The organism is Sulfitobacter sp. PR48 (genome assembly GCF_028807335.1).
GTDB lineage: Bacteria > Pseudomonadota > Alphaproteobacteria > Rhodobacterales > Rhodobacteraceae > Sulfitobacter.
In genome coordinates this window covers 18,191-39,009 of sequence record NZ_JARAMM010000008.1, presented here as the reverse complement: position 1 = coordinate 39,009, position 20,819 = coordinate 18,191, and the positions used below count along the sequence as shown (strand labels likewise).

At 64.8% G+C, this 20,819-nt stretch carries 18 protein-coding genes; 10 read left to right on the top strand and 8 right to left on the bottom strand.

Annotated features, from left to right (window positions below; translation table 11 throughout):
• Positions 1-68: 68 nt before the first annotated feature.
• From PVW51_RS11980 to PVW51_RS11955, 6 genes are all read left to right on the top strand, one after another.
• On the top strand, positions 69-1,034 hold the full coding sequence (locus PVW51_RS11980; RefSeq protein WP_274575251.1) for an XdhC family protein: 966 nt from the start codon (positions 69-71) through the stop codon (positions 1,032-1,034).
• Positions 1,031-2,023, top strand: coding sequence for a molybdopterin-binding protein (locus tag PVW51_RS11975; RefSeq protein WP_274575249.1), 993 nt, complete (start codon positions 1,031-1,033; stop codon positions 2,021-2,023). The genes PVW51_RS11980 and PVW51_RS11975 overlap by 4 nt, the downstream gene beginning before the upstream one ends.
• Positions 2,024-2,149: 126 nt before the next feature.
• Positions 2,150-2,635: a (2Fe-2S)-binding protein gene (locus tag PVW51_RS11970; protein ID WP_269364248.1), complete on the top strand. Its 486-nt coding sequence runs from the start codon at positions 2,150-2,152 to the stop codon at positions 2,633-2,635.
• An 83-nt stretch (positions 2,636-2,718) separates the two neighbouring features.
• Positions 2,719-5,082 (top strand): xanthine dehydrogenase family protein molybdopterin-binding subunit, encoded by a 2,364-nt coding sequence (locus tag PVW51_RS11965; protein ID WP_269364246.1) that lies wholly within the window; start codon positions 2,719-2,721, stop codon positions 5,080-5,082.
• A 116-nt stretch (positions 5,083-5,198) separates the two neighbouring features.
• On the top strand, positions 5,199-5,987 hold the full coding sequence (locus PVW51_RS11960; protein WP_269367696.1) for an FAD binding domain-containing protein: 789 nt from the start codon (positions 5,199-5,201) through the stop codon (positions 5,985-5,987).
• 174 nt (positions 5,988-6,161) lie between these two features.
• Positions 6,162-7,991 (top strand): OmpA family protein, encoded by a 1,830-nt coding sequence (locus tag PVW51_RS11955; RefSeq protein WP_274575248.1) that lies wholly within the window; start codon positions 6,162-6,164, stop codon positions 7,989-7,991.
• A gap of 255 nt (positions 7,992-8,246) precedes the next feature.
• On the opposite strand, the gene infC is transcribed toward PVW51_RS11955, so the two are convergent.
• Positions 8,247-8,807, bottom strand: a complete 561-nt coding sequence (gene infC / locus PVW51_RS11950; protein ID WP_269367698.1) for a translation initiation factor IF-3 — start codon at positions 8,805-8,807, stop codon at positions 8,247-8,249.
• A 191-nt stretch (positions 8,808-8,998) separates the two neighbouring features.
• On the opposite strand from infC, the gene PVW51_RS11945 reads away from it, so the two are divergent.
• Positions 8,999-9,904 carry a translation initiation factor 3 gene (locus PVW51_RS11945; RefSeq protein ID WP_274575247.1) on the top strand — a complete coding sequence of 302 codons (906 nt, stop codon included), beginning with the start codon at positions 8,999-9,001 and terminating at the stop codon, positions 9,902-9,904.
• 174 nt (positions 9,905-10,078) lie between these two features.
• Here the strand turns inward: PVW51_RS11945 and PVW51_RS11940 are convergent, their stop codons facing one another.
• The 6 genes from PVW51_RS11940 to cysG all read right to left on the bottom strand — a co-directional run bounded on the left by PVW51_RS11940 (position 10,079) and on the right by cysG (position 15,549).
• On the bottom strand, positions 10,079-10,921 hold the full coding sequence (locus PVW51_RS11940; protein ID WP_274575246.1) for a ferredoxin--NADP reductase: 843 nt from the start codon (positions 10,919-10,921) through the stop codon (positions 10,079-10,081).
• 82 nt (positions 10,922-11,003) lie between these two features.
• The gene (locus PVW51_RS11935) at positions 11,004-11,402 is read right to left on the bottom strand and encodes a DUF934 domain-containing protein (RefSeq protein WP_274575245.1); all 399 of its coding nucleotides are present in this window, start codon (positions 11,400-11,402) and stop codon (positions 11,004-11,006) included.
• Positions 11,399-12,178, bottom strand: coding sequence for a phosphoadenylyl-sulfate reductase (locus PVW51_RS11930; protein ID WP_274575244.1), 780 nt, complete (start codon positions 12,176-12,178; stop codon positions 11,399-11,401). The genes PVW51_RS11935 and PVW51_RS11930 overlap by 4 nt, the downstream gene beginning before the upstream one ends.
• Positions 12,168-13,844: a nitrite/sulfite reductase gene (locus tag PVW51_RS11925; protein ID WP_274575243.1), complete on the bottom strand. Its 1,677-nt coding sequence runs from the start codon at positions 13,842-13,844 to the stop codon at positions 12,168-12,170. The genes PVW51_RS11930 and PVW51_RS11925 overlap by 11 nt, the downstream gene beginning before the upstream one ends.
• Positions 13,844-14,155 (bottom strand): DUF2849 domain-containing protein, encoded by a 312-nt coding sequence (locus PVW51_RS11920; protein ID WP_274575242.1) that lies wholly within the window; start codon positions 14,153-14,155, stop codon positions 13,844-13,846. Before PVW51_RS11920 ends, PVW51_RS11925 begins: the two co-directional genes overlap by 1 nt.
• On the bottom strand, positions 14,155-15,549 hold the full coding sequence (gene cysG, locus PVW51_RS11915) for a siroheme synthase CysG (protein WP_269367705.1): 1,395 nt from the start codon (positions 15,547-15,549) through the stop codon (positions 14,155-14,157). Before cysG ends, PVW51_RS11920 begins: the two co-directional genes overlap by 1 nt.
• A 156-nt stretch (positions 15,550-15,705) precedes the next feature.
• Here cysG and PVW51_RS11910 point away from each other — a divergent pair, with 156 nt between their 5' ends.
• A complete protein-coding gene (locus PVW51_RS11910; protein WP_114275635.1) occupies positions 15,706-16,167 on the top strand; it encodes an Lrp/AsnC family transcriptional regulator in 462 nt (153 codons plus the stop codon).
• 245 nt (positions 16,168-16,412) lie between these two features.
• Here PVW51_RS11910 and PVW51_RS11905 read toward each other — a convergent pair whose 3' ends face one another.
• Positions 16,413-17,591 (bottom strand): cytochrome P450, encoded by a 1,179-nt coding sequence (locus PVW51_RS11905; RefSeq protein WP_274575241.1) that lies wholly within the window; start codon positions 17,589-17,591, stop codon positions 16,413-16,415.
• Between the two features lie 92 nt (positions 17,592-17,683).
• Between PVW51_RS11905 and PVW51_RS11900 the strand changes: the two genes are divergently transcribed.
• Both PVW51_RS11900 and PVW51_RS11895 read left to right on the top strand, forming a co-directional pair.
• Complete coding sequence (locus tag PVW51_RS11900; RefSeq protein ID WP_274575240.1) at positions 17,684-19,414, top strand: sensor histidine kinase; 1,731 nt, start codon at positions 17,684-17,686, stop codon at positions 19,412-19,414.
• Entirely contained in the window at positions 19,411-20,643 is a 1,233-nt protein-coding gene (locus PVW51_RS11895) for a sigma-54-dependent transcriptional regulator (protein ID WP_269367707.1), read from the top strand. Before PVW51_RS11900 ends, PVW51_RS11895 begins: the two co-directional genes overlap by 4 nt.
• Positions 20,644-20,819 lie beyond the last annotated feature (176 nt).

Sequence of the window (20,819 nt, the reverse complement as noted above, 5' to 3'; positions counted from 1 at the left end):
CCCGCGCATTACATTCCGGGGCAAGAGTGCATCGGACCTCTGGTCCCGGGACGAGAAGGATGATCAGCATGGCAGCGCAGACAGCACCGGAACAGGCCCTGGCGTGGATCGACGCGGGCCAGCGCGTGGCCCTTGCCACGGTGATCGAGACCTGGGGTTCTGCCCCGCGCCGGGTGAGCGCGCAACTGGTCGTCTCGGGCGAGGGGCAGATGGAGGGCTCGGTTTCCGGCGGCTGTGTCGAGGGCGCGGTGGTGATCGAGGCGCTGGAGGCGCTGGAGCAGGGCGGCACCCGGCTGCTGGAATATGGTGTCAGCGATGGCGATGCCTTTGCCGTGGGTCTGGCCTGTGGCGGCACCATCCGCATTCTGGTGGAACCGGTGGGGGAGGCCGGCATGCCCGAGGCGATGCTGCGCGATCTGGTCGCGGCCCGTGCCGAACGTCACCCCGTCGCCTATGAGGTGGCGCTGGACGGCAGCGCGCGCAGGCTGGTGCACGAGGGACATGAGGACAGGTTCCGCATGGACCGTTCCGGCGTTGACGCAGATGGCAAGACCTTTATCGCCATTCACAATCCGCCGCTGCGGCTGATCGTTGTGGGCGGGGTGCATATTGCCCAGCATCTGGTCGGCATGGCGCGCAGCACGGGGTTTGATCCTGTTGTGGTGGACCCGCGCGAGGCCTTTGGCGCGCAGGCGCGGTTTCCGGATGCGCGGGTGATCAACGACTGGCCCGATGCCGCCTTGGAGGCGATCGGGCTGGATGCCCGCTGTGCGGTGGTGCTGCTGACCCATGATCCCAAGCTGGACGATCCGGCAATCACCTGCGCCCTGCGCTCAAAGGCCTTCTATATCGGCGCGCTCGGCAGCACGCGGACACATGGCGCGCGGGTGGCGCGGCTGGCGGAGGCGGGGTTTGCCGAGCATGAGATCGGGCGCATCCATGGTCCCATCGGGCTGAACATCGGGGCCGCGGGCCCGGCAGAGATTGCGGTGGCGATCCTGGCAGAGATGATCCAGACGCTGAGGCAATCGTGAAGTTTGGCCCGGTCCCGCTTTCTCAGGCCGAGGGGGCGGTGCTGGCCCATTCCGTGCCGACCCGGGGGGGACGGCTGCGCAAGGGCCGCGTGCTGTCGGGCGCGGATCTGCAGGCGTTGGCGGAAACCGGCATTGCAGAGGTGATCGTGGCCCGGCTGGGGCCTGATGACCTGGGCGAGGATCTGGCGGCGGAACGGCTGGCCACTGCCGTGCTGGGACAGGGAAAGGGGCTGAAGCAGACCCGCCCTTTCACCGGCCGCGTCAACCTGCTGGCCGAGGGGCCGGGGGTGGCGGAACTGGATGTGGCCGCACTTGAGGCGGTGAATGCGGTGCATCCGATGATCACCATCGCCACCGTGCCGCCCTGGCAGCAGATGCGCGACGGCGGCATGGTGGCGACGATCAAGATCATCTCCTACGGCGTGCCGGAGGCGGACCTGGCACAGGCCTGCGCGGCGGTGGCGACCGCAGGCGCGATCACCCTGCGCCAGCCGGTGCTGAAGACCGCCACATTGATCATCACCGAAATCCCCGGCGGTGTCGGCGACAAGGGCCGCAACGCCATCGCAGGCAGGCTGGAAGCGCTGGGAGTGACGCTGGAGACGGTGAAACTGGTGCCGCACCGGCGCACCGAGCTGGCAGCGGCGCTGGCGGCCTGCACATCGGAGCTGCTGCTGGTCCTGACCGGCTCTGCCACCTCGGACGGCGAGGACGTGGCACCCGCCGCCCTGCGCGCGGCCGGTGGCAGGGTCACACGCTTTGGCATGCCGGTCGATCCGGGCAACCTGCTGTTCCTGGGGGCGCTGAACGGCCGCCCCGTGATCGGCCTGCCGGGATGTGCCCGCGCACCGGCGCTGAACGGTGCCGACTGGGTGCTGTCCCGGGTGATCTGCGGCGTGCCGGTCAGCTCTGCCGATATCGCGGGCATGGGGGTGGGCGGATTGCTCAAGGAAATTCCGACCCGTCCGCAGCCCCGCCGGGGCCGCTGACGCTGCGCGGATGCGCAGCCTTGGTACTTTAGTCCAATATCCCGTGATATCCGTTTTTATCTATTCTCAATAGAGGCTCTGCGTGATTTACTCACGTTCAAACAAGGTCACAAATGGGAGGATTTCATGACACAGGTCAAAATGACCGTGAACGGCAAAACCGCGTCCGGCGACGTGGAGGGCCGCACGCTCTTGGCACAATTCCTGCGCGATGATCAGGGCCTGACCGGCACACATATCGGCTGTGACACCAGCCAGTGCGGCGCCTGCGTGGTCCATGTGAACGGGCAGGCCGTGAAAGCCTGCACCATGCTCGCCATCGAGGCGGACGGTGCCACCGTTGACACCATCGAAGGGCAGGCCAATGCGGATGGATCGCTCAATGTGATCCAGCAGGCGTTTCAGGACCACCACGGCCTCCAGTGCGGGTTCTGCACCCCCGGCATGGTGATGTCGGCGGCGGCCCTGCTCAAGGAGAACCCCAAGCCGACAGAGGCCGAAGTGCGACACTACCTTGACGGCAACATCTGCCGTTGCACGGGCTACCACAACATCGTCAAGGCGATCATGGCCGCATCCGGCCAGGACGTCAGCGCGATCGCAGCAGAATAAGCACATCAACGCGTGGGGTCGGACCCACCCTGCAAGAGGAGATGTAGGGTGGGGGCCACCCAAGACATTCGGGAGGAATGAAGATGCCTAAAGACGGCGGAATTGGTGCCAGCACGAAGCGGCGCGAGGACGTCCGGTTTCTGACAGGGAACGGACGATACACCGACGATATCAACCTGCGGGGACAGGCCTATGTCTTTTTCCTGCGCTCCGACGTGGCACATGGCAAGCTGACCAGCGTGGACACGTCGGCGGCCGAAGGCATGGACGGGGTCGTCAGGATCTTCACCGGCAAGGACTTTGAAGGCGTGGGCGGCATGCCCTGCGGCTGGCAGGTCACCGACAAACACGGCCAGCCGATGCAGGAACCGGGCCACCCGGTGCTGGCCCAGGGCAAGGTGCGCCATGTGGGCGAACCCATCGCCGCTGTCGTGGCCGAGACGCTGGCCCAGGCCCGCGATGCCGCCGAGGCGATTGTCCTGGAGATCGAGGAACTGCCCGCCGTCATCAACATGAAGGAGGCGGTCAAGGACGGCGCGCCCAAGGTGCATGAGGAGCTGCCCTCGAACCTCTGCTATGACTGGGGTTTCGTGGAGGAGAACAAGGAGGCGGTGAACAAGGCCTTTGAAGAGGCCGCACATGTCACCACGCTGGAACTGGTCAACAACCGTCTGGTCGCCAACCCGATGGAGCCGCGTGTGGCGGTGGGCGATTACAGCCGTTCGGACGGCGAACACACGCTCTACACCACCTCGCAGAACCCGCATGTGATCCGCCTGCTGATGGGCGCCTTCGTGCTGGGCATCCCCGAGCACAAGCTGCGCGTCGTGGCCCCCGATGTGGGCGGCGGTTTCGGCACCAAGATCTTCCACTATCAGGAAGAAGCCTTCTGTACCTTTGCCGCCAAGGCCTGCAACCGTCCGGTGAAATGGACCTCCAGCCGGTCGGAGGCCTTCATGTCGGATGCCCATGGCCGCGATCACGTGACCAAGATCGAACTGGCGCTGGACGGGGACAACAACTTCACCGCGATCCGCACCGATACCTATGCCAACATGGGCGCCTATCTGTCGACCTTCGCGCCCTCGGTGCCGACATGGCTGCATGGCACGCTGATGGCGGGGAACTACAAGACGCCATTGATCTATGTGAACGTGAAGGCGGTGTTCACCAACACGGTGCCGGTCGATGCCTATCGCGGTGCCGGACGGCCCGAGGCGACCTTTCAGCTGGAGCGGCTGGTGGACAAGGCGGCGCATGAGCTGGGCGTGGACCCGATCAAGCTGCGGCGTCAGAACTTCATCACCGAATTCCCCTATGCCACCCCGGTGGCGGTGGAATATGACACCGGCGATTATTTCGCCACGATGGACAAGCTGGAAGAGATGGCTGACATCGCGGGCTTTGCGGCGCGCCGCAAGGAAAGCGAGGCCAAGGGCAAGCTGCGCGGCTTTGGCGTGAACTGCTATATCGAGGCCTGCGGCATCGCGCCGTCGAACCTTGTGGGCCAGCTGGGCGCGCGGGCGGGGCTTTATGAAAGCGCCACGGTGCGGGTCAATGCCACCGGCGGGCTGGTTGTCATGACAGGTTCCCACAGCCACGGGCAGGGGCATGAGACCTCCTTTCCCCAGGTGATTGCGGAAATGATCGGCATCGACGCCTCGATGGTCGAGATCGTGCATGGCGACACCGCGCGCACGCCGATGGGCATGGGCACCTATGGCTCCCGCTCCATCGCGGTGGGCGGATCGGCCATGGTCCGCGCGACGGAAAAGATCATCGCCAAGGCCAAGAAGATCGCCGGCCATATCCTGGAGGCCTCCGAAGGCGATATCGAACTGAAGGATGGCATGTTCAGCGTGGCGGGCACCGACAAATCCCTGGCCTGGGGCGATGTGACGCTGGCAGCCTATGTGCCGCACAACTATCCGTTGGAGGATCTTGAACCGGGGCTGGAGGAGACGGCATTCTACGATCCGTCGAACTTTACCTACCCCTCGGGCGCTTATGCCTGCGAGGTGGAACTGGACCCGGAGACCGGCCAGGTCACCATCGAGCGGTTCTCGGCGGCGGATGATTTCGGCAATATCATCAACCCGATGATCGTTACCGGCCAGGTTCATGGCGGGCTGGCACAGGGGATCGGCCAGGCACTGTTGGAGAACTGCGCCTATGACAGCGACGGCCAGTTGCTGAGCGCATCCTACATGGATTACGCGATGCCGCGGGCCAGCGATCTGCCCTTCTATGACGTGGACCATTCCTGCCAGACACCCTGTACCCACAACCCGCTGGGCGTGAAAGGCTGCGGCGAGGCGGGGGCGATCGGCTCCCCTCCGGCGGTGGTCAACGCGGTGCTGGACGCAATGCGCTCCGGCGGCAAGGATGTGGCCCATATCGACATGCCGGTGACGCCATCGCGCGTCTGGGCCGCGATGCAGGGGTGATCTGAGACGGGGGGTCCGGGAGGCGTTGCCCCCCGGACCCCCCGGAGGTATTTTGGCATAAAGAAGCAGGTGCCCCGCGAGACCCGCAGGCGGTGCCAGGTTCGAAAGGAAAGAAGATGTATAATTTCGACGTCGAACGCCCCACCAGCATCGCCGATGCGGTGCAGGCGATGAGCAAGGAAGAGGCTCAGCCGATTTCCGGCGGGCAGACCCTGATCCCGACGCTGAAGGCGCGGCTGGCCGCCCCTTCGGTGCTGGTGTCCCTGACGGGGATCGAGGAAATGAAGGGGGTCCGCATGTCTGACGATGGCAGGCTCTGCATCGGCGGCGGCACCACCCATGCGACCGTGGCGGCCGAAGCGGCGGCGCATTATCCGGGTCTGGCAACGGTTGCGGCGCGCATCGGCGACCCTGCGGTGCGCAACCGGGGCACCATCGGCGGCTCTCTGGCCAACAACGACCCTTCCGCCTGCTATCCGGCGGCGGCCCTTGGTTCCGGCGCCACCATCGTGACCAACAACCGCGAGATTGCGGCGGATGATTATTTCCTCGGCATGTTCACCACCGCACTGGAAGAGGGCGAGATTGTCACCGAAGTGAAATTCCCGATCCCGCAGGCGGCGCATTACGAAAAATTCCTCCAGCCTGCCTCGCGCTTCCCGCTGGTCGCGGTCTTTGTCGCAAGGTTCAGCGACGGGGTGCGCGTGGCGGTGACAGGTGCCTCCAATGACGGTGTCTTCCGCTGGACCGAGGCGGAAGAGGCGCTTTCGGCCAATTTCTCTGCCGATGCGGTGGCGGGGCTGAAAGCCGAAGGCGACATGATCAGCGATCTGCATGGCACTGCCGAATATCGCGCCCATCTGGTTGGCGTGATGACCAAACGGGCGGTTGCCGCCATCGCCTGACCGGGCGCCATGGCCTGAAAGTCGTGGTCTGAACAGAAATCCGCGTGCCCCAGGGGTGCGCGGATTTTTGCGTATCCTTGCCTATCTTCAGGGGCGGCGGAACCGCCACCGCCACCAGACGTTAACTCACAAGCGCTGCCCGAACGGCGTTCGGAACAATGTGAGGAACACCAAATGAAGACGCTATTGAAATCGACAACATCCCTGAGCATGAGCCTGCTTCTGGCGCTGCCGGGGGGCGCATTTGCGCAGTCCGAAACACCGGCCTGCGATCTGACCGGGGGGGAGGTCACCTTTCCCTGCATGTTTGACGATCAGGCCGTGAAGACCGCTGAAGAGCTGGTTGTGCGCCGCGCCATGAAAGAGGAATCCGCCGCGACAGAGAATTCTGAGGCGGCGCCGACAAGTGAAGAGCAACAGGCCCAGGCGGACGCACAGGCCGCAGCCGAGGCACAGGCGGCACAGGATCAGGCTGCCGCTGACGCGCAAGCTGCTGCAGATGCCCAGGCAGCTGCTGACGCACAAGCTGCTGCAGACGCCCAAGCTGCTGCTGAGGCGCAGGCTGCGCAGGATCAAGCCGCCGCAGATGCGCAGGCCGCCGAAGATCAAGCTGCTGCCGATGCACAGGCTGCGCAGGATCAGGCCGCTGCAGATGCGCAAGCTGCTGCTGACGCACAAGCTGCCGCTGATGCTCAGGCCGCAGAAAGCGCCGCTGCCGCTCAAACACAGGCGGAGCAGGATCAAGCCGCCGCTGATGCGCAGGCCGCAGCTGACGCTCAAGCCGCAGCTGACGCACAGGCCGCAGCCGATGCTCAGGCCGCAGCCGATGCACAGGCTGCCGCTGATGCGCAGGCCACATCCGAAGCCGAGGCAGAGCTGACCGCCGAAGCCCAGGCCGAAGCGGACCGTCAGGCCGCCGAGCTGGAAGCCCAACGCGCCGCAGACCGCGAGGCCGAGCGTCAGGCCATCGCCGCCGCCGCCGCAGCGGCCGAGTCTCAAAGCAGTGATGCCGACGTGGTGACCGAAGAGATCACCGAGGAAAACCTGCGCTCCTCCGACGAGGAATTCGAGACCGCCGTGACCGGCGACCAGCAGCCTGCAGCCTCCAGTGACGACAGCGGGTTGAGCAAATTCGAAAAGGCGCTTCTGCTGGGGCTTGGTGCCGTGGTGGTGGGCTCCGTGCTCAAGAACGGCGACAAGGTTGTCAGCCGCTCGGGCGACCGGGTGGTGGTCGAGGACCCCAATGGCGACCTGCGGGTGCTGAAGGATGAAGATGCGCTGATCCGCCAGGCGGGCGATGAGGTCCGCACCCAGACCTTCGACGACGGCTCCAGCCGCAGCATCGTGACCAAACCGGACGGTTCGCAGATCATCACGATCCGCGCCCGTGACGGTTCGGTCCTGCGCCGGGTTTCCGTGGATACGCAGGGCAACCAGGTGGTGCTGTTTGATGACCTTGTCGAAGAACAGCGGGTTGTGGTGAACGACCTGCCGCAGGTGAACCGGCAGCAGCAGGTGGAAATGGTCAGCAACCAGAACGAGGAGGCCTTGCGCGCGGCGCTGCAACGCGAACTGGCGGCAGATACCAACCGCACCTTCTCCCTGCGTCAGGTCCGCGACATCAGCCAGGTGCGTGCCCTGGCACCGCAGCTGGAGCTTGATGCGGTCCGCTTCCCGACCGGTTCCGCCGCGATCCAGCCGGAACAGGCGCGCAGCCTGGCCCGGATCGGCACCGCCCTGCGCGAACAGATCGCACAGGATCCGCGTACCGTGATCCTGGTCGAGGGGCATACCGATGCTGTCGGCAGCGCCACCTACAACCTGGCCCTGTCGGACCGCCGCGCCGAAACCGTGGCGCTGGCGCTGACCGAATACTTCAACGTGCCCGCGCAGAACCTCGTCACCCAGGGCTATGGCGAATCCGACCTCAAGATCCCGACGCTTGATGCGGAACCTGCCAACCGCCGCGCGGTGGTGCGCAACATCACCGCCCTGCTGCGCTGACCCTCTCGCAGGGGGCATGACCCGCAAAAAGAAACCCCCGCAATGCGTTGCGGGGGTTTTTCGATTCCGTCGGCGCTGACATCTGTCCGGAAGGCAGGGGCCGCTGAGTGTCAAGGCAATGTGCCGACCTCAGGCTATGACCTCAGGCCTTGCTGGGCAGGGGCCCGATGAGCATGACCATCTGGCGGCCTTCTCAGAGTCCGGCTTTGCCGGGCGCGTCAGAAGGCCGCTCTTTGTAGCGGCGAAGTGCTGGTCTCAGGCCTTGCTGGGCAGGGGCCCGATCAGCATGACCATCTGGCGGCCTTCCATCTTGGGGAAGTTCTCGACCTTGCCACGCTCCTTGGTGTCCTCTGCCACCCGTTCCAGCAGCTCGCGGCCCAGGTTCTGGTGCGCCATCTCGCGGCCCCGGAAACGCAGGGTGATCTTGACCTTGTCGCCGTTCTCAAGAAACTTGAAGACATTGCGCATCTTGACGTCATAGTCGTTCGTATCCGTGTTGGGACGGAACTTGACCTCTTTGATCTCGATGATCTTCTGCTTCTTGCGGGCTTCGGATTCGCGCTTTTGCTGTTCGTACTTGAACTTGCCAAAATCCATGATCTTGCAGACCGGCGGATTGGCGTTGGGCGAAATCTCGACCAGGTCCAGCCCGGCCTCTTCGGCCATTTCGAGGGCGCGGTTGGGCGTCACGACGCCGACGTTTTCGCCATCTGCGCCGATCAGGCGGATTTCCGGGGAACGTATGTTTTCGTTGACGCGCGGTCCGGTGTCACGTTGCGGTGGCGCGTTATGAGGTCTGCGAGCGATGGTGGTCATCCTTTGGTGGTTGCTGTATTTTCGAAGTTGCAAGGTAGACGTGGCAACCGCCTTCTTCAAGCCGGTAAATTGGTGCAATGGACGTCTTTCGCGCCAAATTCCCCTTGAATGTATCGGGGTTGTTCCGCATTTGGGCCGACAAGGTGTGCAGGGCCAGTGTTGGCCCCGGCGCTGTCAAAGAGGGAAAGAATATGAAAAACCTGATCTGGATTATCGTGGCGGCACTTGTCGCTGTTGGCGGCTACATGCTGTATTCCGGCAAGTCACCGTCTGAACTGGCCAATGATGCTTCCGAAGCTGTGAATGAGGTCTCCGAAACAGTCAATGCACCCGAAGCACTGGAAAGCGCCTCTGAAACCGCAGGCGAAGCCGCTGACGCGGTGGAGGGCGCCGTGAGCGAAGCGGTCGATGCCACGGCAGATGCCGCAAATGCAGCCGGTGAAGCGATTGCAGAGGCGACAGAAGGCGCTGTCGAGGCGGTCGAGAATGCGGCCAGCGACGCTGCCGAAGCGGCCTCTGACGCCGTGACAGCCACCACCGAAGCGGCCTCCGATGCGGCAAATGCAGCGGGCGACACCGCAGCGGATGCGGCAGATGCAACCGCTGATGCAGCTTCCGACACGGCAGATGCGGTGGCCGATGCCGCCACGGACACGGCAGAAGCCGCCGAAGACGCGGCAGATGCCACAGCCGAGGCCGCCGACAGCGCAGCCGCAACAACTGAGCAGGCAGCGGAAGCCACCGCCGAGGGCACCGAGCAGGCCGCGGATGCGGCTGTTGAAAGCACCGAAGAGGCCGCGGAAACCGCAGCCGAGGCAACCACCGAGCCGGCCGCAGAGGCATCTGTCGATGCCACAACCGGCGACACGGCAGAGGCCGAGGCCGCCGCCGGTGTCGATGGGGTTGAACCTTCGATGGTGGATCAGCTGCTGACAGTGGATGGTTTCGACCTCGGCAAGGTCACCGAGATGATCGAGAACTCCGATCTGGGCGCCTTGCAGAAAACCACCCTGACCACAGGTCTGAAGGCGGCGCAGGACAATCCTGATCTGCTCAAGGCGACGCTGGAAAAAATCCGCGAAGCGCTGAACCTCTGATCCGCTTCGACGTGCAAAAAGAAACCGCGCCCCGGTGACGGGACGCGGTTTTTTCATGTCTGGTGAGTGGCTTACAGCCACTGACGAAATACCTGAAACACCATTCATCAGTCAGAGCGTTGAAATCTCCGATTTCAGGCAGCGTTAGCTGGTGCAGGTTTTTCGCATGACGCTTTAGCCGACAAAGGCCTTTTCGACCACGAAATGCTTGGGATCGGAATTTGCCCCTTCCTCAAGGCCAAAGCTCTCAAGCGTTTTCATCATGTCCTTGTTGAATTCAAGGCTGCCGCAGACCATGCCGCGGTCGGTTTCCTTGTTGATCCCGTCAATCCCCAGATCGGCAAAGACGGTCCCGTCCTGCAACAGGGTGGTGATGCGGCCCATCTTGGGGCTTTGTTCACGGGTGGTGGTCGGGTAATAGCGGATCTTGGCCAGGTTTTCGGCCCCGATCAGCTCCTGCATCAACTCGTCGGATTTCAGGTTCTCGATCAGCTGGCGGCCATATTCCAGCTCTGCCACATCGCGGCAGGTGTGCATCATCACCACTTCATCGAATTTCTCATAGGTCTCCGGCTCGCGCAGCAGGGAGGCAAAGGGCGCAAAGCCGGTGCCGGTGGCAAAGAACCACAGCCGCTTGCCCGGCAGCAGCGCGTCATGCACCAGCGTGCCCACCGGCTTGGGCCGCAGGATGATGTGGTCACCGGGCTGGATGTGCTGCAGTTTCGAGGTCAGCGGACCGTCCTGCACCTTGATCGAATAGAATTCCAATTCGTCGTCCCAGGCGGGCGAGGCAATGGAATAGGCCCGCAACAGCGGCTTCTGCTTGCCGGTCTCGGGGTGCGGATCACCCATCAACCCGATCATCACAAATTCGCCCGACCGGAACCGCAAAGATGCGGGGCGGGAGACGCGGAAAGAGAAAAGCCTGTCTGTCCAGTGCTTTACCGATGTCACGGTCTGCGCGTCAGGCAGGGCGGGCTGGGCTGTGGTCTGGTTCACTGGGGTCTGCTCGGTCATAATCACATGTACACAAGCGATCGCTTGCGTTCCCTTCTTAGAAGATGAATGGGGTCAGGGCAATCTTTGCCTTTGTCGCAGCTCAGCCGCGCAGGCGCGACTGATAGTCATGCGCCTGCCAATTGGCGCGGAACTGCCATTGGTCCTGGGGTTGGCGGGCGGCGATTTCGTCATGCACTTCGACCTCGTCAAAGCCGGCCCGGCGCGCCATCGCATATTGGTCGGCAATCAGATGGCCCCGGGCGCGCAGCCGTCCGGTGAACCCCCGCAGGCGCAGGGCGCGCGCAACGGTAAAGCCGCGCCCGTCGGCGGAGGAGGGGAAATCAACCCGGATGACCTTGAGCCCCGACAGATCGACCGCTTCGGGATCGGCATCCGAGGCCAGGTCCAGCGCCACGCAGTCATTGGCGGCCCCGGTGGCGCAAAAGCCACCGGTCCAGTCGTCTTCCACAAAGCCGCTATCGTTGATCAATTGGGTCATGTCTTGCCTCCGGTTCGCACCATCTTGCCATCGACAAAATGGATGCCGCATTCGTCTTTTTCACTGTCTCTCCAACGGCCTGCGCGGGGATCTTCACCCGGTTTCACCGGCGATGTGCAGGGCGCGCAGCCAATCGAGGGGTAGCCCTGCGCCACCAGCGGATGGCGCGGCAGGCGGTTCTCGGTCATATAGGTCTGCACATCGGCAGGGTCCCAATAGGCCAGCGGGTTCACCTTGATCCGGTCCGGCACGCCATTGCCGCGCTGCTCCAGCTCGAAATGCTCCAGCGCGGCACGGGTGCCCGACTGGAACCGCTTGCGCCCCGAAATCCAGCCGTCAAAGCCGCGCAGCGCGGTTTGCAGCGGCACGGTCTTGCGCAGGTTGCAGCAGGCGTCGGTGTCGCGCTGGTGCAGGGTGTTGTCCGGGTCCACCGCGCGGATGTTGCCCGACCGCAGGATCGTCACATTGCGCAGGCCCAGACGTTCGGTCAGCTCCTGCTGATAGACCAGCGTTTCGGTGAACAGCAGTTCGGTGTCGATGAACAGCACCGGCAGGTCGCGGTTCACCATGGAGGCCAGATGCAGCAGCACCACCGATTCCGCCCCGAAGCTTGAGACAAGCGCAAGATGCGGGATCTCTTCTACCGCGCGGCGCAGCACATCCGTGGCACTGTGATGGCGCAGCTCGGCGTTGAGCGCGCCAACCCGGTCCAGGGCAGGTTGCGCAGCCCCGCTGGCCTGCGCCGCCGGTACATGTCGGTCTCGGTCAAGCGGCATCTGCCCGTTCCTTGCTTTCTGCCTCGGGGTAAAGGGCGGCCTTGAACGGGGCCATCCCCAGCCGGCGGTAGGTCTGCAGGAAGGTCTCCGCAGGTTCCGTGCGCAGGTCGAGATAGGCCAGCACCAGACGTTCCACCGCCGGGATGATCTCATCGGCAGAGAAACCGGGGCCGGCACGGGTGCCGATGGTCGCATCTTCGGTGCCGTCACCGCCCAGGGTGATCTGGTAGTTTTCCACGCCCGCGCGGTCCAGCCCCAGGATGCCGATATGGCCCACATGGTGGTGGCCGCAGGCATTGATGCAGCCCGAGATCTTGATCTTGAGCGGACCCACTTCATGCTCCAGCTTCAATTCGTCAAAGCGGGTGGCAATCTCCTGCGCGATGGGGATCGAACGTGCCGTAGCCAGCGCGCAGTAATCCATGCCGGGGCAGGCGATGATATCGCTGATCAGCCCGATGTTGGCGGTGCCCAGCCCCTCGGCCCGCAGCGCGGCAAAGACCGACGGCAGGTCCGATTTATGGACATGCGGCAGGATCACGTTCTGCTCGTGGCTGATGCGCAGCTCGTCATGGCCATAGCGTTTCGCCAGCGCCGCCATCAGCCGCATCTGCCGGGCAGAGGCATCGCCGGGCGTCTTGCCATGCGCCTTGAGGCTGATGGAGACGATGGCATAGCCCGGCGCACGGTGCGCGGAGAGGTTGGTATCGGCCCAGCTGCGGAACAGCGGGTCGTTCTGATAGGCGTTGCGATAGGGTGCCTCGTCTGCCACCCGGAACCGGGGGGCGGCGAAATCGGCCTTGATCCGTGCCAGCATCTGCTGGTCCACACCGCCGAACTGCGGGCGGATCAGCGCATAGCGCGCGTCGACACGGGCGCGGATGTCTTCGATCCCGTTCTCATGCACGGTGATCTTGATGCGCGCCTTGTACTTGTTGTCGCGGCGGCCCAGCAAGTTGTAGACGCTGACAATCGCTTCCAGCGTCGGCAGCAGGTCTTCCTCCGCCACGAAATCATAGAGCACCTTGCCGATCATCGGCGTGCGGCCCAGGCCGCCGCCCACAATGACCTCATAGCCGATTGCCCCGTCGCGCTCCACGATGCGCAGACCGATGTCATGCGCCTTGATCACCGCGCGGTCGGCTTCGGCCCCGGTCACGGCAACCTTGAACTTGCGCGGCAGGAACTGGAATTCCGGGTGGTCGGTGGACCACTGGCGGATCAGTTCGGCCACCGGGCGCGGGTCCGCGACCTCATCCGCGGCGGCACCGGCGAAATGGTCGGCGGTCACGTTGCGGATGGTGTTGCCGGAGGTCTGGATGGCATGCATGTTCACCGCCGCCAGCGCGTCCAGCATGTCGGGCACATCGCGCAGTTCGGGCCAGTTGTACTGGATGTTCTGGCGTGTGGTGAAATGGCCGTAACCCTTGTCCCACTTCTCGGCGATCATCGCCAGCTGGTCCATCTGCCGCGAGTTCAGCGTGCCATAGGGGATCGCGACGCGCAGCATATAGGCGTGCAGCTGCAGGTAGAGCCCGTTCATCAGGCGCAGCGGCTTGAATTCATCCTCGGTCAGGCTGCCGTCGATGCGGCGTTCCACCTGGGCGCGGAACTGGGCGTTGCGCTCGGCCAGGAAAGCGGCGTCGAAATCGGTATAATGGTACATCAGAAACGCTCCTCTTTGACGGTTTCCTGCTTGCCATGGGGATAGTTGGAAGGCCCGGTGGCGCGGAAATCCTCGCGGAAATGGGTGGGGTGCGGCACGCCGTCCTGCAGGGTGACATCGGCCAGATAGGCGCCCACGATGCTGCCCGGCTGCGACTGCGCCTCGATCAGGCGCAGGTCGGCGTCGGCCTCATCGGTCAGCACTTCGGCCTCGGCCAGGTCACGGGTCCAGCCACTGGCGGTCATATAGATCACGTCGCCCTCAAGCAGGGCGTTGGCGGTGACAACTTTGGGCGTGAAAGGTTTGGGCATCAGGCCATCTCCTCGATCGGCATGTCAGTGGCGGCTTGCACGGCGGCGCGCGGGGCAAGTCCGTAAAAGGTCAGGGCGGGGCCGGTCATCTGCGCATCGGCAATGTCTGCGGCCATCCGGTCCAGCGTGGTTTCCAGCACCCGCTGCTCGGGACGCGAGGCGTTTTCGATCACCGTGACGGGCGTGGCGCGGTCCGCCCCATGCATGATCAGGCGGCCCTGCACGAAACGGGCGGATTTCTTGCCCATGTAGATCGCGGCAACCTCGTTCGGGCGGGCAAGCGCGGCCCAGTCGTGATCGGCGAACCCCTTCATGTCATGCCCGGTAAGGAAGCGGACAGAAGCATTGCGCCCCCGGCGGGTCAGGCTCTGGCCGATGGCCGCCACCGCGGCAGAGGCCGAGGTGATGCCCGGCACGATATGCCAGGTGATGCCATGGGCGTCGATGGCGTCGATTTCCTCGTCCAGGCGGCCGAATACGGTGGCATCGCCCGATTTCAACCGCACCACCTGGGCGCCCGATTGCGCATGTTCCACCAGCAGGGCGTTGATCGTTTCCTGGCTGGTGGAGGGGCCGAAACCTTCCTTGCCCACGTCGATCATCACCGCCTCGCGGCGGGCCAGTTCGAGGATCTGTGCCGAGATCAGCCGGTCATAGATCACCACATCCGCCTCATCCAGCGCGCGGCGCGCCTTGAGGGTCAGCAGCTCCGGATCGCCCGGACCACCGCCGACAAAGGCGACATGGCCCGCGCGGGCGGCACGGGTCAGGTGATCCTCCAGCAGCGTGCCGAGGCTGTCCTTCACCCGGTCCTCGCCTGCGGCGATGGCGCGGGGGCCGGTGTTGAAATAATAGTCGCGCCAGAAATCGCGGCGCGCGCGGCCAAAGGGCAGGGCATCGGCCAGCTTGCGAAAGCCCTTGCCGATCCGCGCCAGATTGCCCAGCGTGGCGGGCAGGCGTTCTTCCAGGTCGGCCTTGATGGCGCGGGCCAGCACGGGCGCTGCGCCCTCGGTGCCGATCGCCACGGTCACCGGGTCGCGGTCCACGATGGCGGGGGTGATAAAGGCGCTGTCGGCAAGATTGTCGACGATGTTGACCAGCGCCCCCTCGGCCCGCGCGATGGCGGCGGTGCGGGCATCCTCGCCCGCGTCCTCATCGGCGGCATAGAACAGCCTTGTGTCCCGCGCGTCGCCCGGGGCAAAGGCGCGGCGGTGTAGGGTCAGCCTGCCGGCTTCCGCCCAGTTTTCGATCTCGGGCGCGGGGGCCGGGGCATAGACATGGATCCGCGCGCGGGTCTTGAGCAGCAGCCGCAGCTTGGCCAGCGCCGCATCACCGCCGCCCGACAGCGCGATGCGCTGGCCCTCGGTGGCGAGAAAGATGGGAAAATGGTCCATGATGTGCCCCTTGCTGCGGCCGGTGTGATGCGTTGACTTACCTCTCTATATAGGAAATATTCCCTGTACTGGGCCATATGCCCGCGCAGATAAGGAATATTGTTCTGTTTTCAGCGCCAGATAGAACAAGTTTGTGACGAAAAGGAAAATCACGGGATGCCTGTTCGGATAGACGAGACAGATCGGAAAATTCTTGGCCAGTTGCAACGCGATGCGGCGCAATCGCTGGATGATATTGCCAAGGCGGTGGGCTCTTCCAAGACCCCGGTATGGAATCGCATCCGCAAGATGCGCGAGGCCGGGATCATCGGCCAGCAGACCGTGATCCTGGACGCCGAAGCGCTGGGGTTCGAGGCCTGTTTCTTTGTCCTGATCCGCACCTCGGAGCATGAAGCGGAATGGCAGGCGGCCTTCCTCAAGGCGCTGCGCGACCGCCCCGAAGTGCAGGAGGCGCATCGGCTGGCGGGGGATATCGATTATATCCTGAAGGTGCGGGTGAAGAACGCGCGGGCCTATGACGCGTTCTATCAGGCGCTGATCTCGGAGGTGCGGGTGCATAATGTCACCGCGCTCTTGTCGATGGAAGAGATCAAGTCCACCGTGGCTCTGCCGCTGTGACCTGAACAGGCCCTGGCGTGATCTGAAGGACGCGGCCTTGCCGCGATTCCTTTCTATGGGCACCCGTGGCGGCCTGAGCCCCTGTCGGCGACGGGGCTTTGCCTTGTGCCGGGGTTTTCATTGCTGAGAAGGTGTTCAGGGCGCCTTGCGTCCTGAACGACCTTTTCCGAGGGTCTTGCGAACCGCTCCGGCCTCAAGGACAAGCCGCTGCGCGGGGCCTGCGGCCTCCTTGACCCCGGATCGGTTCACGGCTGGATCAGCAGCTTTTCGAGCCTGTGGAAATGATAGGTGGCGGCATAGCGCGGGGTTTCGGCCAGGGTCATCCCGGGCAGATGGGCAAAGAGCGCGGGCAGCGCGCTTTGCAGTTCCAGCCGGGCCAGCGGCGCACCGACGCAGAAATGCAACCCGCCGCCAAAGGCCGCGTGGGGCCTGCCGGGGCGTTGCGTGTTGAACAGGTCCGGGGCGACGTGGATGTCGGGATCATGGCCCGCCGCCCCCAGGATCAGCGCGATCTCATCGCCCTTTTTCAGGGTCACATCGCCCAGGTCGATGTCTTCGTAGGCGTAGCGGGTGAACATGTGCAGCGGCGGGTCGAAGCGGAGCAGTTCCTCGACCGTGGCGGCGATGTTCTGCGGCGCCAGGGCCAGCGGGTCGGTCTGATGTTCCAGCAGGCATTTCACCGCATTGCCCATGGCGTGCACGGTGGCCTCATGGCCCGCGTTCAGCAGCAGGATGCAGGTGCCGATCAGCTCCTCGCTGCTCAGTTTTTCACCTGCGCTTTCGGTGGCGATCAGCTCCGAGATCAGGTCATTGCCGGGGTCGCCGCGACGGCGGTCGATGTAATCGGTCAGATAGCTGACGAATTCGCCTGTCGCGGCTTCGGCGGCGTCCTCGATGGCGCGGCTGCGGCCCGCCATATACATGGCCACCATGGTATTGGACCAGCGCAGCAGGTCCGGCCAGCGCTCTTCCGGCACCCCCAGCAGCCGCGCGATGATGCGCACCGGCAGCTGCGTGCAGACCTGGGGGATCAGGTCGATCGGCCCTGTCGCGGGCAGGGCGGCCAGCAGTTCCTGCATGATCTGGTCGATATCCGGTTGCAGGTTCGCGATCCGCCGCGAGGTGAAGGCGCGCAGGACCTGGGCCCGCAGCCGCGTGTGCCGGGGCGGCTCCAGCTCCAGCATCGAATGCGCCTCGACCCGGTGCCATTGGGTCAGATGCGCCGGAGCCGGGGCCGGTTCCGGGTTCTGCCGGCCCAGCCTGCGGTCGCGCAGCAGCGCGGTGATGGTGGCCGCGTCAAAGGCGGCCAGCATCCCGTAATCCTCCCAGAACAGCACCGGCCCGCGCGCGCGGGCTTCATCATAGACGGCATAGGGGTTCTGGATGAACCCGGGGTCGAGCGGGGATTGGGAAAGGCGTTTCATCCCGACCAGATGCCCGAGCGGCTCTGGTCAAGGCAAGGGCGCATGTGCAATCTGGCCCCATGATAAGCGGAATACGGCAAAGAGCGGCAGTGATGCTGGCCTTCCTGGCGGTTGTGGCGGCCCTCTCGGGGGGAGTCTGGCGGTATTTCCATGAACAGGGCCTGGACCTGCTGGCCGAACGCGGGCGCGCGGACCTGGCGCTTGCCGGGGACCGGCTGGTGGGCCAGCTGCAGCGCTACCGGGATCTGGCGGTGCTGATGGGGAATCATCCGGCGGTGCGTGCGGTCCTTTCCGAGGGCGATGCGCGGGACCTGGGCGATCTGCTGCTGAAGGTCGCGGACAAGACGGCGGCGCTGGATGTGCTGGTGATTGATGCAGAGGGGCGCCTGCGCGCCTCGGCGCTGGGGCTGGATGCGCCGATGGAACTGGCCGGACAGCCCTTTGTGCGCCGGGCATTGCGCGGCGCGCTGGGATGGGGGCACGGCGAAGCGATGCCGCTCTCCCAGCGGGCCTATTTTCATGCCGCACCGGTGTTCAGCCCGCCGGGGCAGGTGCTGGGCGCCGTGGTTGTGGTGACCGATCTGAACGGCATCGACTACAACTGGCGCGGCAGCAACCCGCCGGCCTTTTTCACCGACAGCAGCGGCGAGGTCCTGATTTCGAACCGCTCGGAACTGCTGTTCTGGCACCGGGCGCCAGCATCCTCCGGCCTGGTCGGTCTGGTGCCGCCGGTGGGGCCCGCCCCGCCTTTCGAGGCGCGCCGGCTGGGGGGGCATGAGATCTGGCTGCTGGACTGGGGCCCGTATCTGCCCCGCTCCGCGCTGCATCTGACCCAAGGCCTGCCGGTCATCGGCCTGACCGGCGAGGTGCTGCTGGATACCGAACCCGCGCGCAGGCTCGCGGCGGCACAGGCCGCGGCGGTGGCCGCACTTTGCCTCGCATTCGGGTCATTGCTGTTTCTTGCGGCAGAGCGGCGGCGCGCGCTGGCCAGCGCCAATGCCCGTCTGGAAGACCGGGTGGCCGAGCGCACCCGGGCCCTGCGCGATACCAATGCCAAGCTGCTGGCAGAGGCGGCCGAGCGCGAAGAGGCGCAGGCCGCCCTGCGCCGGGCGCAGGATGAGCTGGTGCAGGCGGGCAAGCTCAGCGCCCTGGGGCAGATGTCTGCGGGCATCAGCCACGAGCTGAACCAGCCGCTGATGGCGATCCGGTCCTTTGCGGAGAACGGGGTGCAGTTCATGAACCGCGGCACGCCGGCGCGCGCGGCAGAGAATCTGACCCGCATTTCCGAACTGGCGCAGCGGATGGCGCGGATCATCCAGAACCTGCGCGCCTTTGCCCGGCAGGACCAGCAGACCGATGACCGTGTCGATCTGCGCCGGGCCCTGGAAAGCGCCCTGGAGCTGACCCGCGCCCATGTGCAGGAGGCGGGTGTCGAACTGGTGCATGCACCGCTCGAAGCGCCGACCTGGGTGCGCGGCGGCGAGGTGCGGCTGGGGCAGGTCTTTGTCAATCTGATCACCAATGCGGTGGACGCGATGGCCGATGCGCCGGAAAAGCGCCTTGAAATCCTGGTGCTCGAAGCGGATGAGGTCACTGTCAGCTTTCGCGACACCGGACCGGGGATCGAGATGCCGGACAAGGTATTCGATCCTTTCTATACCACGAAAACCCAGGGCCCCTCCGCCGGGATGGGGCTGGGCCTGTCGATCAGCTATGGCATTGTGCAAAGCTTTGGTGGACAGATCAGGGGCAGCAATTATCAGGGCGGGGCGCTTTTTACCGTGACACTTGAACGACATACACAGGATGTGGCGACGGCATGATGGGCAAGGTGCTGCTTGTGGATGATGATGCCGCCGTGCGCGAGGCGCTGGCGCAGACGCTGGAACTGGCCGACTTCACGGCGGTCACCGCCGGCTCCTTCGTGGCGGCCAAGGATCGGATCACCCGCGATTTCGACGGGGTGATCCTGTCGGACATGCGGATGCCCGGACGTGACGGGTTTCACCTGCTGAAATATGCCCAGGGTCAGGACCCGGACCTGCCGGTGATCCTGCTGACCGGCGAGGGCGACATTCCGATGGCGGTGGAGGCGATGGGGCAGGGGGCCTTCGATTTCCTCGAAAAGCCCTGTGCGCCTGCCGCCCTGCTTGCGGTGCTGGAACGTGCGCTCAAGACCCGTGCGCTGGTGCTGGACAACCGCCGCCTGCGCGATCTGGTGCGCAAGGGCGATCCCGCGTCGCGGATGATCTTTGGCACGTCGGAGATATCGGAGGCCCTGCGCGCCCGTGTCCGCCGCGTTGCCCAGACCGAGGGCGAGGTGCTGGTCTTTGGTGCGCCGGGCACCGGGATTTCCAAGGTGGCGGAGGTGATCCACCTCAGCTCCGCGCGCTCCAAGGCGGCTTTCGTCAAACGCGCGGCGGCAGAGATGGGATCGGAGGCCCTGTTCGCAGCGCTGGAGGCGGCGGCAGGCGGCAGCCTGTTTCTCGACGAGGTCACATTGCTGCCCGCCCAGACCCAGCTGGCGCTGATCGAGGCGCTGGAGGGTGCGCCCGCCGCGCGGCTGATGACCGGCAGCACCCGTGACGTGGAGGCCGCGGTCAGGGAAGGCCGCCTGCATGCCGATCTCTATTACCGGCTGGAGGTGATGCCGGTGCGGATCCCGGCCCTCTCCGAGCGGCCCGAGGATATCCCTTCGATGTTCCGCCAATATGTCGACCAGGCGGCAGAGCAGGCGGGGCTGACCCGGCCCGAGGTCACGCCGCAGGTGGTGGCCGACCTGATGGCGCGCGACTGGCCCGGCAATGCCCGCGCGCTGATGTCGGCGGCGATGCGCTTCGTGATGGGGGTGCATGAGGATGCCGTGGCTCCCGATGCGGCGCTGGGATTGTCCGAACAGATGGCCCAGGTGGAGCAATCCCTGCTGGAGGCCGCCCTGCGCCGGGCCGACGGGCAGGCCAGCGCAGCCGCCAAGGCGCTCAAACTGCCGCGCAAGACCTTTTACGACAAGCTGGCGCGCTACGGCATTCGCCCCGAGGATTTTCGCAGCTGAATTATGTGCGGATTTCCGCACAAATGCCGCTCCGGCATGTGTGGGAAACCGCACATCCGGTACGGCAGGTTCAATGACCTATCACGGGATCGTCTTGTAATCCGTTGTAATTAAAGTATAAACAGGAAAAAGCACCCCGCGGATCACACGCACTTGTGAACGCACGCGGGAATATG

Excerpts from the sequence above, each read along its gene's own strand:
- PVW51_RS11910 (WP_114275635.1), top strand. The coding sequence starts at position 15,706 with ATGCCTGTTCGGATAGACGAGACAGATCGGAAAATTCTTGGCCAGTTG.
- PVW51_RS11980 (WP_274575251.1), top strand. The coding sequence starts at position 69 with ATGGCAGCGCAGACAGCACCGGAACAGGCCCTGGCGTGGATCGACGCG.
- PVW51_RS11925 (WP_274575243.1), bottom strand. The coding sequence starts at position 13,844 with ATGTACCATTATACCGATTTCGACGCCGCTTTCCTGGCCGAGCGCAAC.
- PVW51_RS11960 (WP_269367696.1), top strand. The coding sequence starts at position 5,199 with ATGTATAATTTCGACGTCGAACGCCCCACCAGCATCGCCGATGCGGTG.
- infC (WP_269367698.1), bottom strand. The coding sequence starts at position 8,807 with ATGACCACCATCGCTCGCAGACCTCATAACGCGCCACCGCAACGTGAC.
- PVW51_RS11935 (WP_274575245.1), bottom strand. The coding sequence starts at position 11,402 with ATGACCCAATTGATCAACGATAGCGGCTTTGTGGAAGACGACTGGACC.
- PVW51_RS11930 (WP_274575244.1), bottom strand. The coding sequence starts at position 12,178 with ATGCCGCTTGACCGAGACCGACATGTACCGGCGGCGCAGGCCAGCGGG.
- PVW51_RS11920 (WP_274575242.1), bottom strand. The coding sequence starts at position 14,155 with ATGCCCAAACCTTTCACGCCCAAAGTTGTCACCGCCAACGCCCTGCTT.
- PVW51_RS11940 (WP_274575246.1), bottom strand. The coding sequence starts at position 10,921 with ATGACCGAGCAGACCCCAGTGAACCAGACCACAGCCCAGCCCGCCCTG.
- PVW51_RS11965 (WP_269364246.1), top strand. The coding sequence starts at position 2,719 with ATGCCTAAAGACGGCGGAATTGGTGCCAGCACGAAGCGGCGCGAGGAC.
- PVW51_RS11945 (WP_274575247.1), top strand. The coding sequence starts at position 8,999 with ATGAAAAACCTGATCTGGATTATCGTGGCGGCACTTGTCGCTGTTGGC.
- PVW51_RS11895 (WP_269367707.1), top strand. The coding sequence starts at position 19,411 with ATGATGGGCAAGGTGCTGCTTGTGGATGATGATGCCGCCGTGCGCGAG.
- PVW51_RS11905 (WP_274575241.1), bottom strand. The coding sequence starts at position 17,591 with ATGAAACGCCTTTCCCAATCCCCGCTCGACCCCGGGTTCATCCAGAAC.
- PVW51_RS11955 (WP_274575248.1), top strand. The coding sequence starts at position 6,162 with ATGAAGACGCTATTGAAATCGACAACATCCCTGAGCATGAGCCTGCTT.
- cysG (WP_269367705.1), bottom strand. The coding sequence starts at position 15,549 with ATGGACCATTTTCCCATCTTTCTCGCCACCGAGGGCCAGCGCATCGCG.
- PVW51_RS11900 (WP_274575240.1), top strand. The coding sequence starts at position 17,684 with ATGCTGGCCTTCCTGGCGGTTGTGGCGGCCCTCTCGGGGGGAGTCTGG.
- PVW51_RS11970 (WP_269364248.1), top strand. The coding sequence starts at position 2,150 with ATGACACAGGTCAAAATGACCGTGAACGGCAAAACCGCGTCCGGCGAC.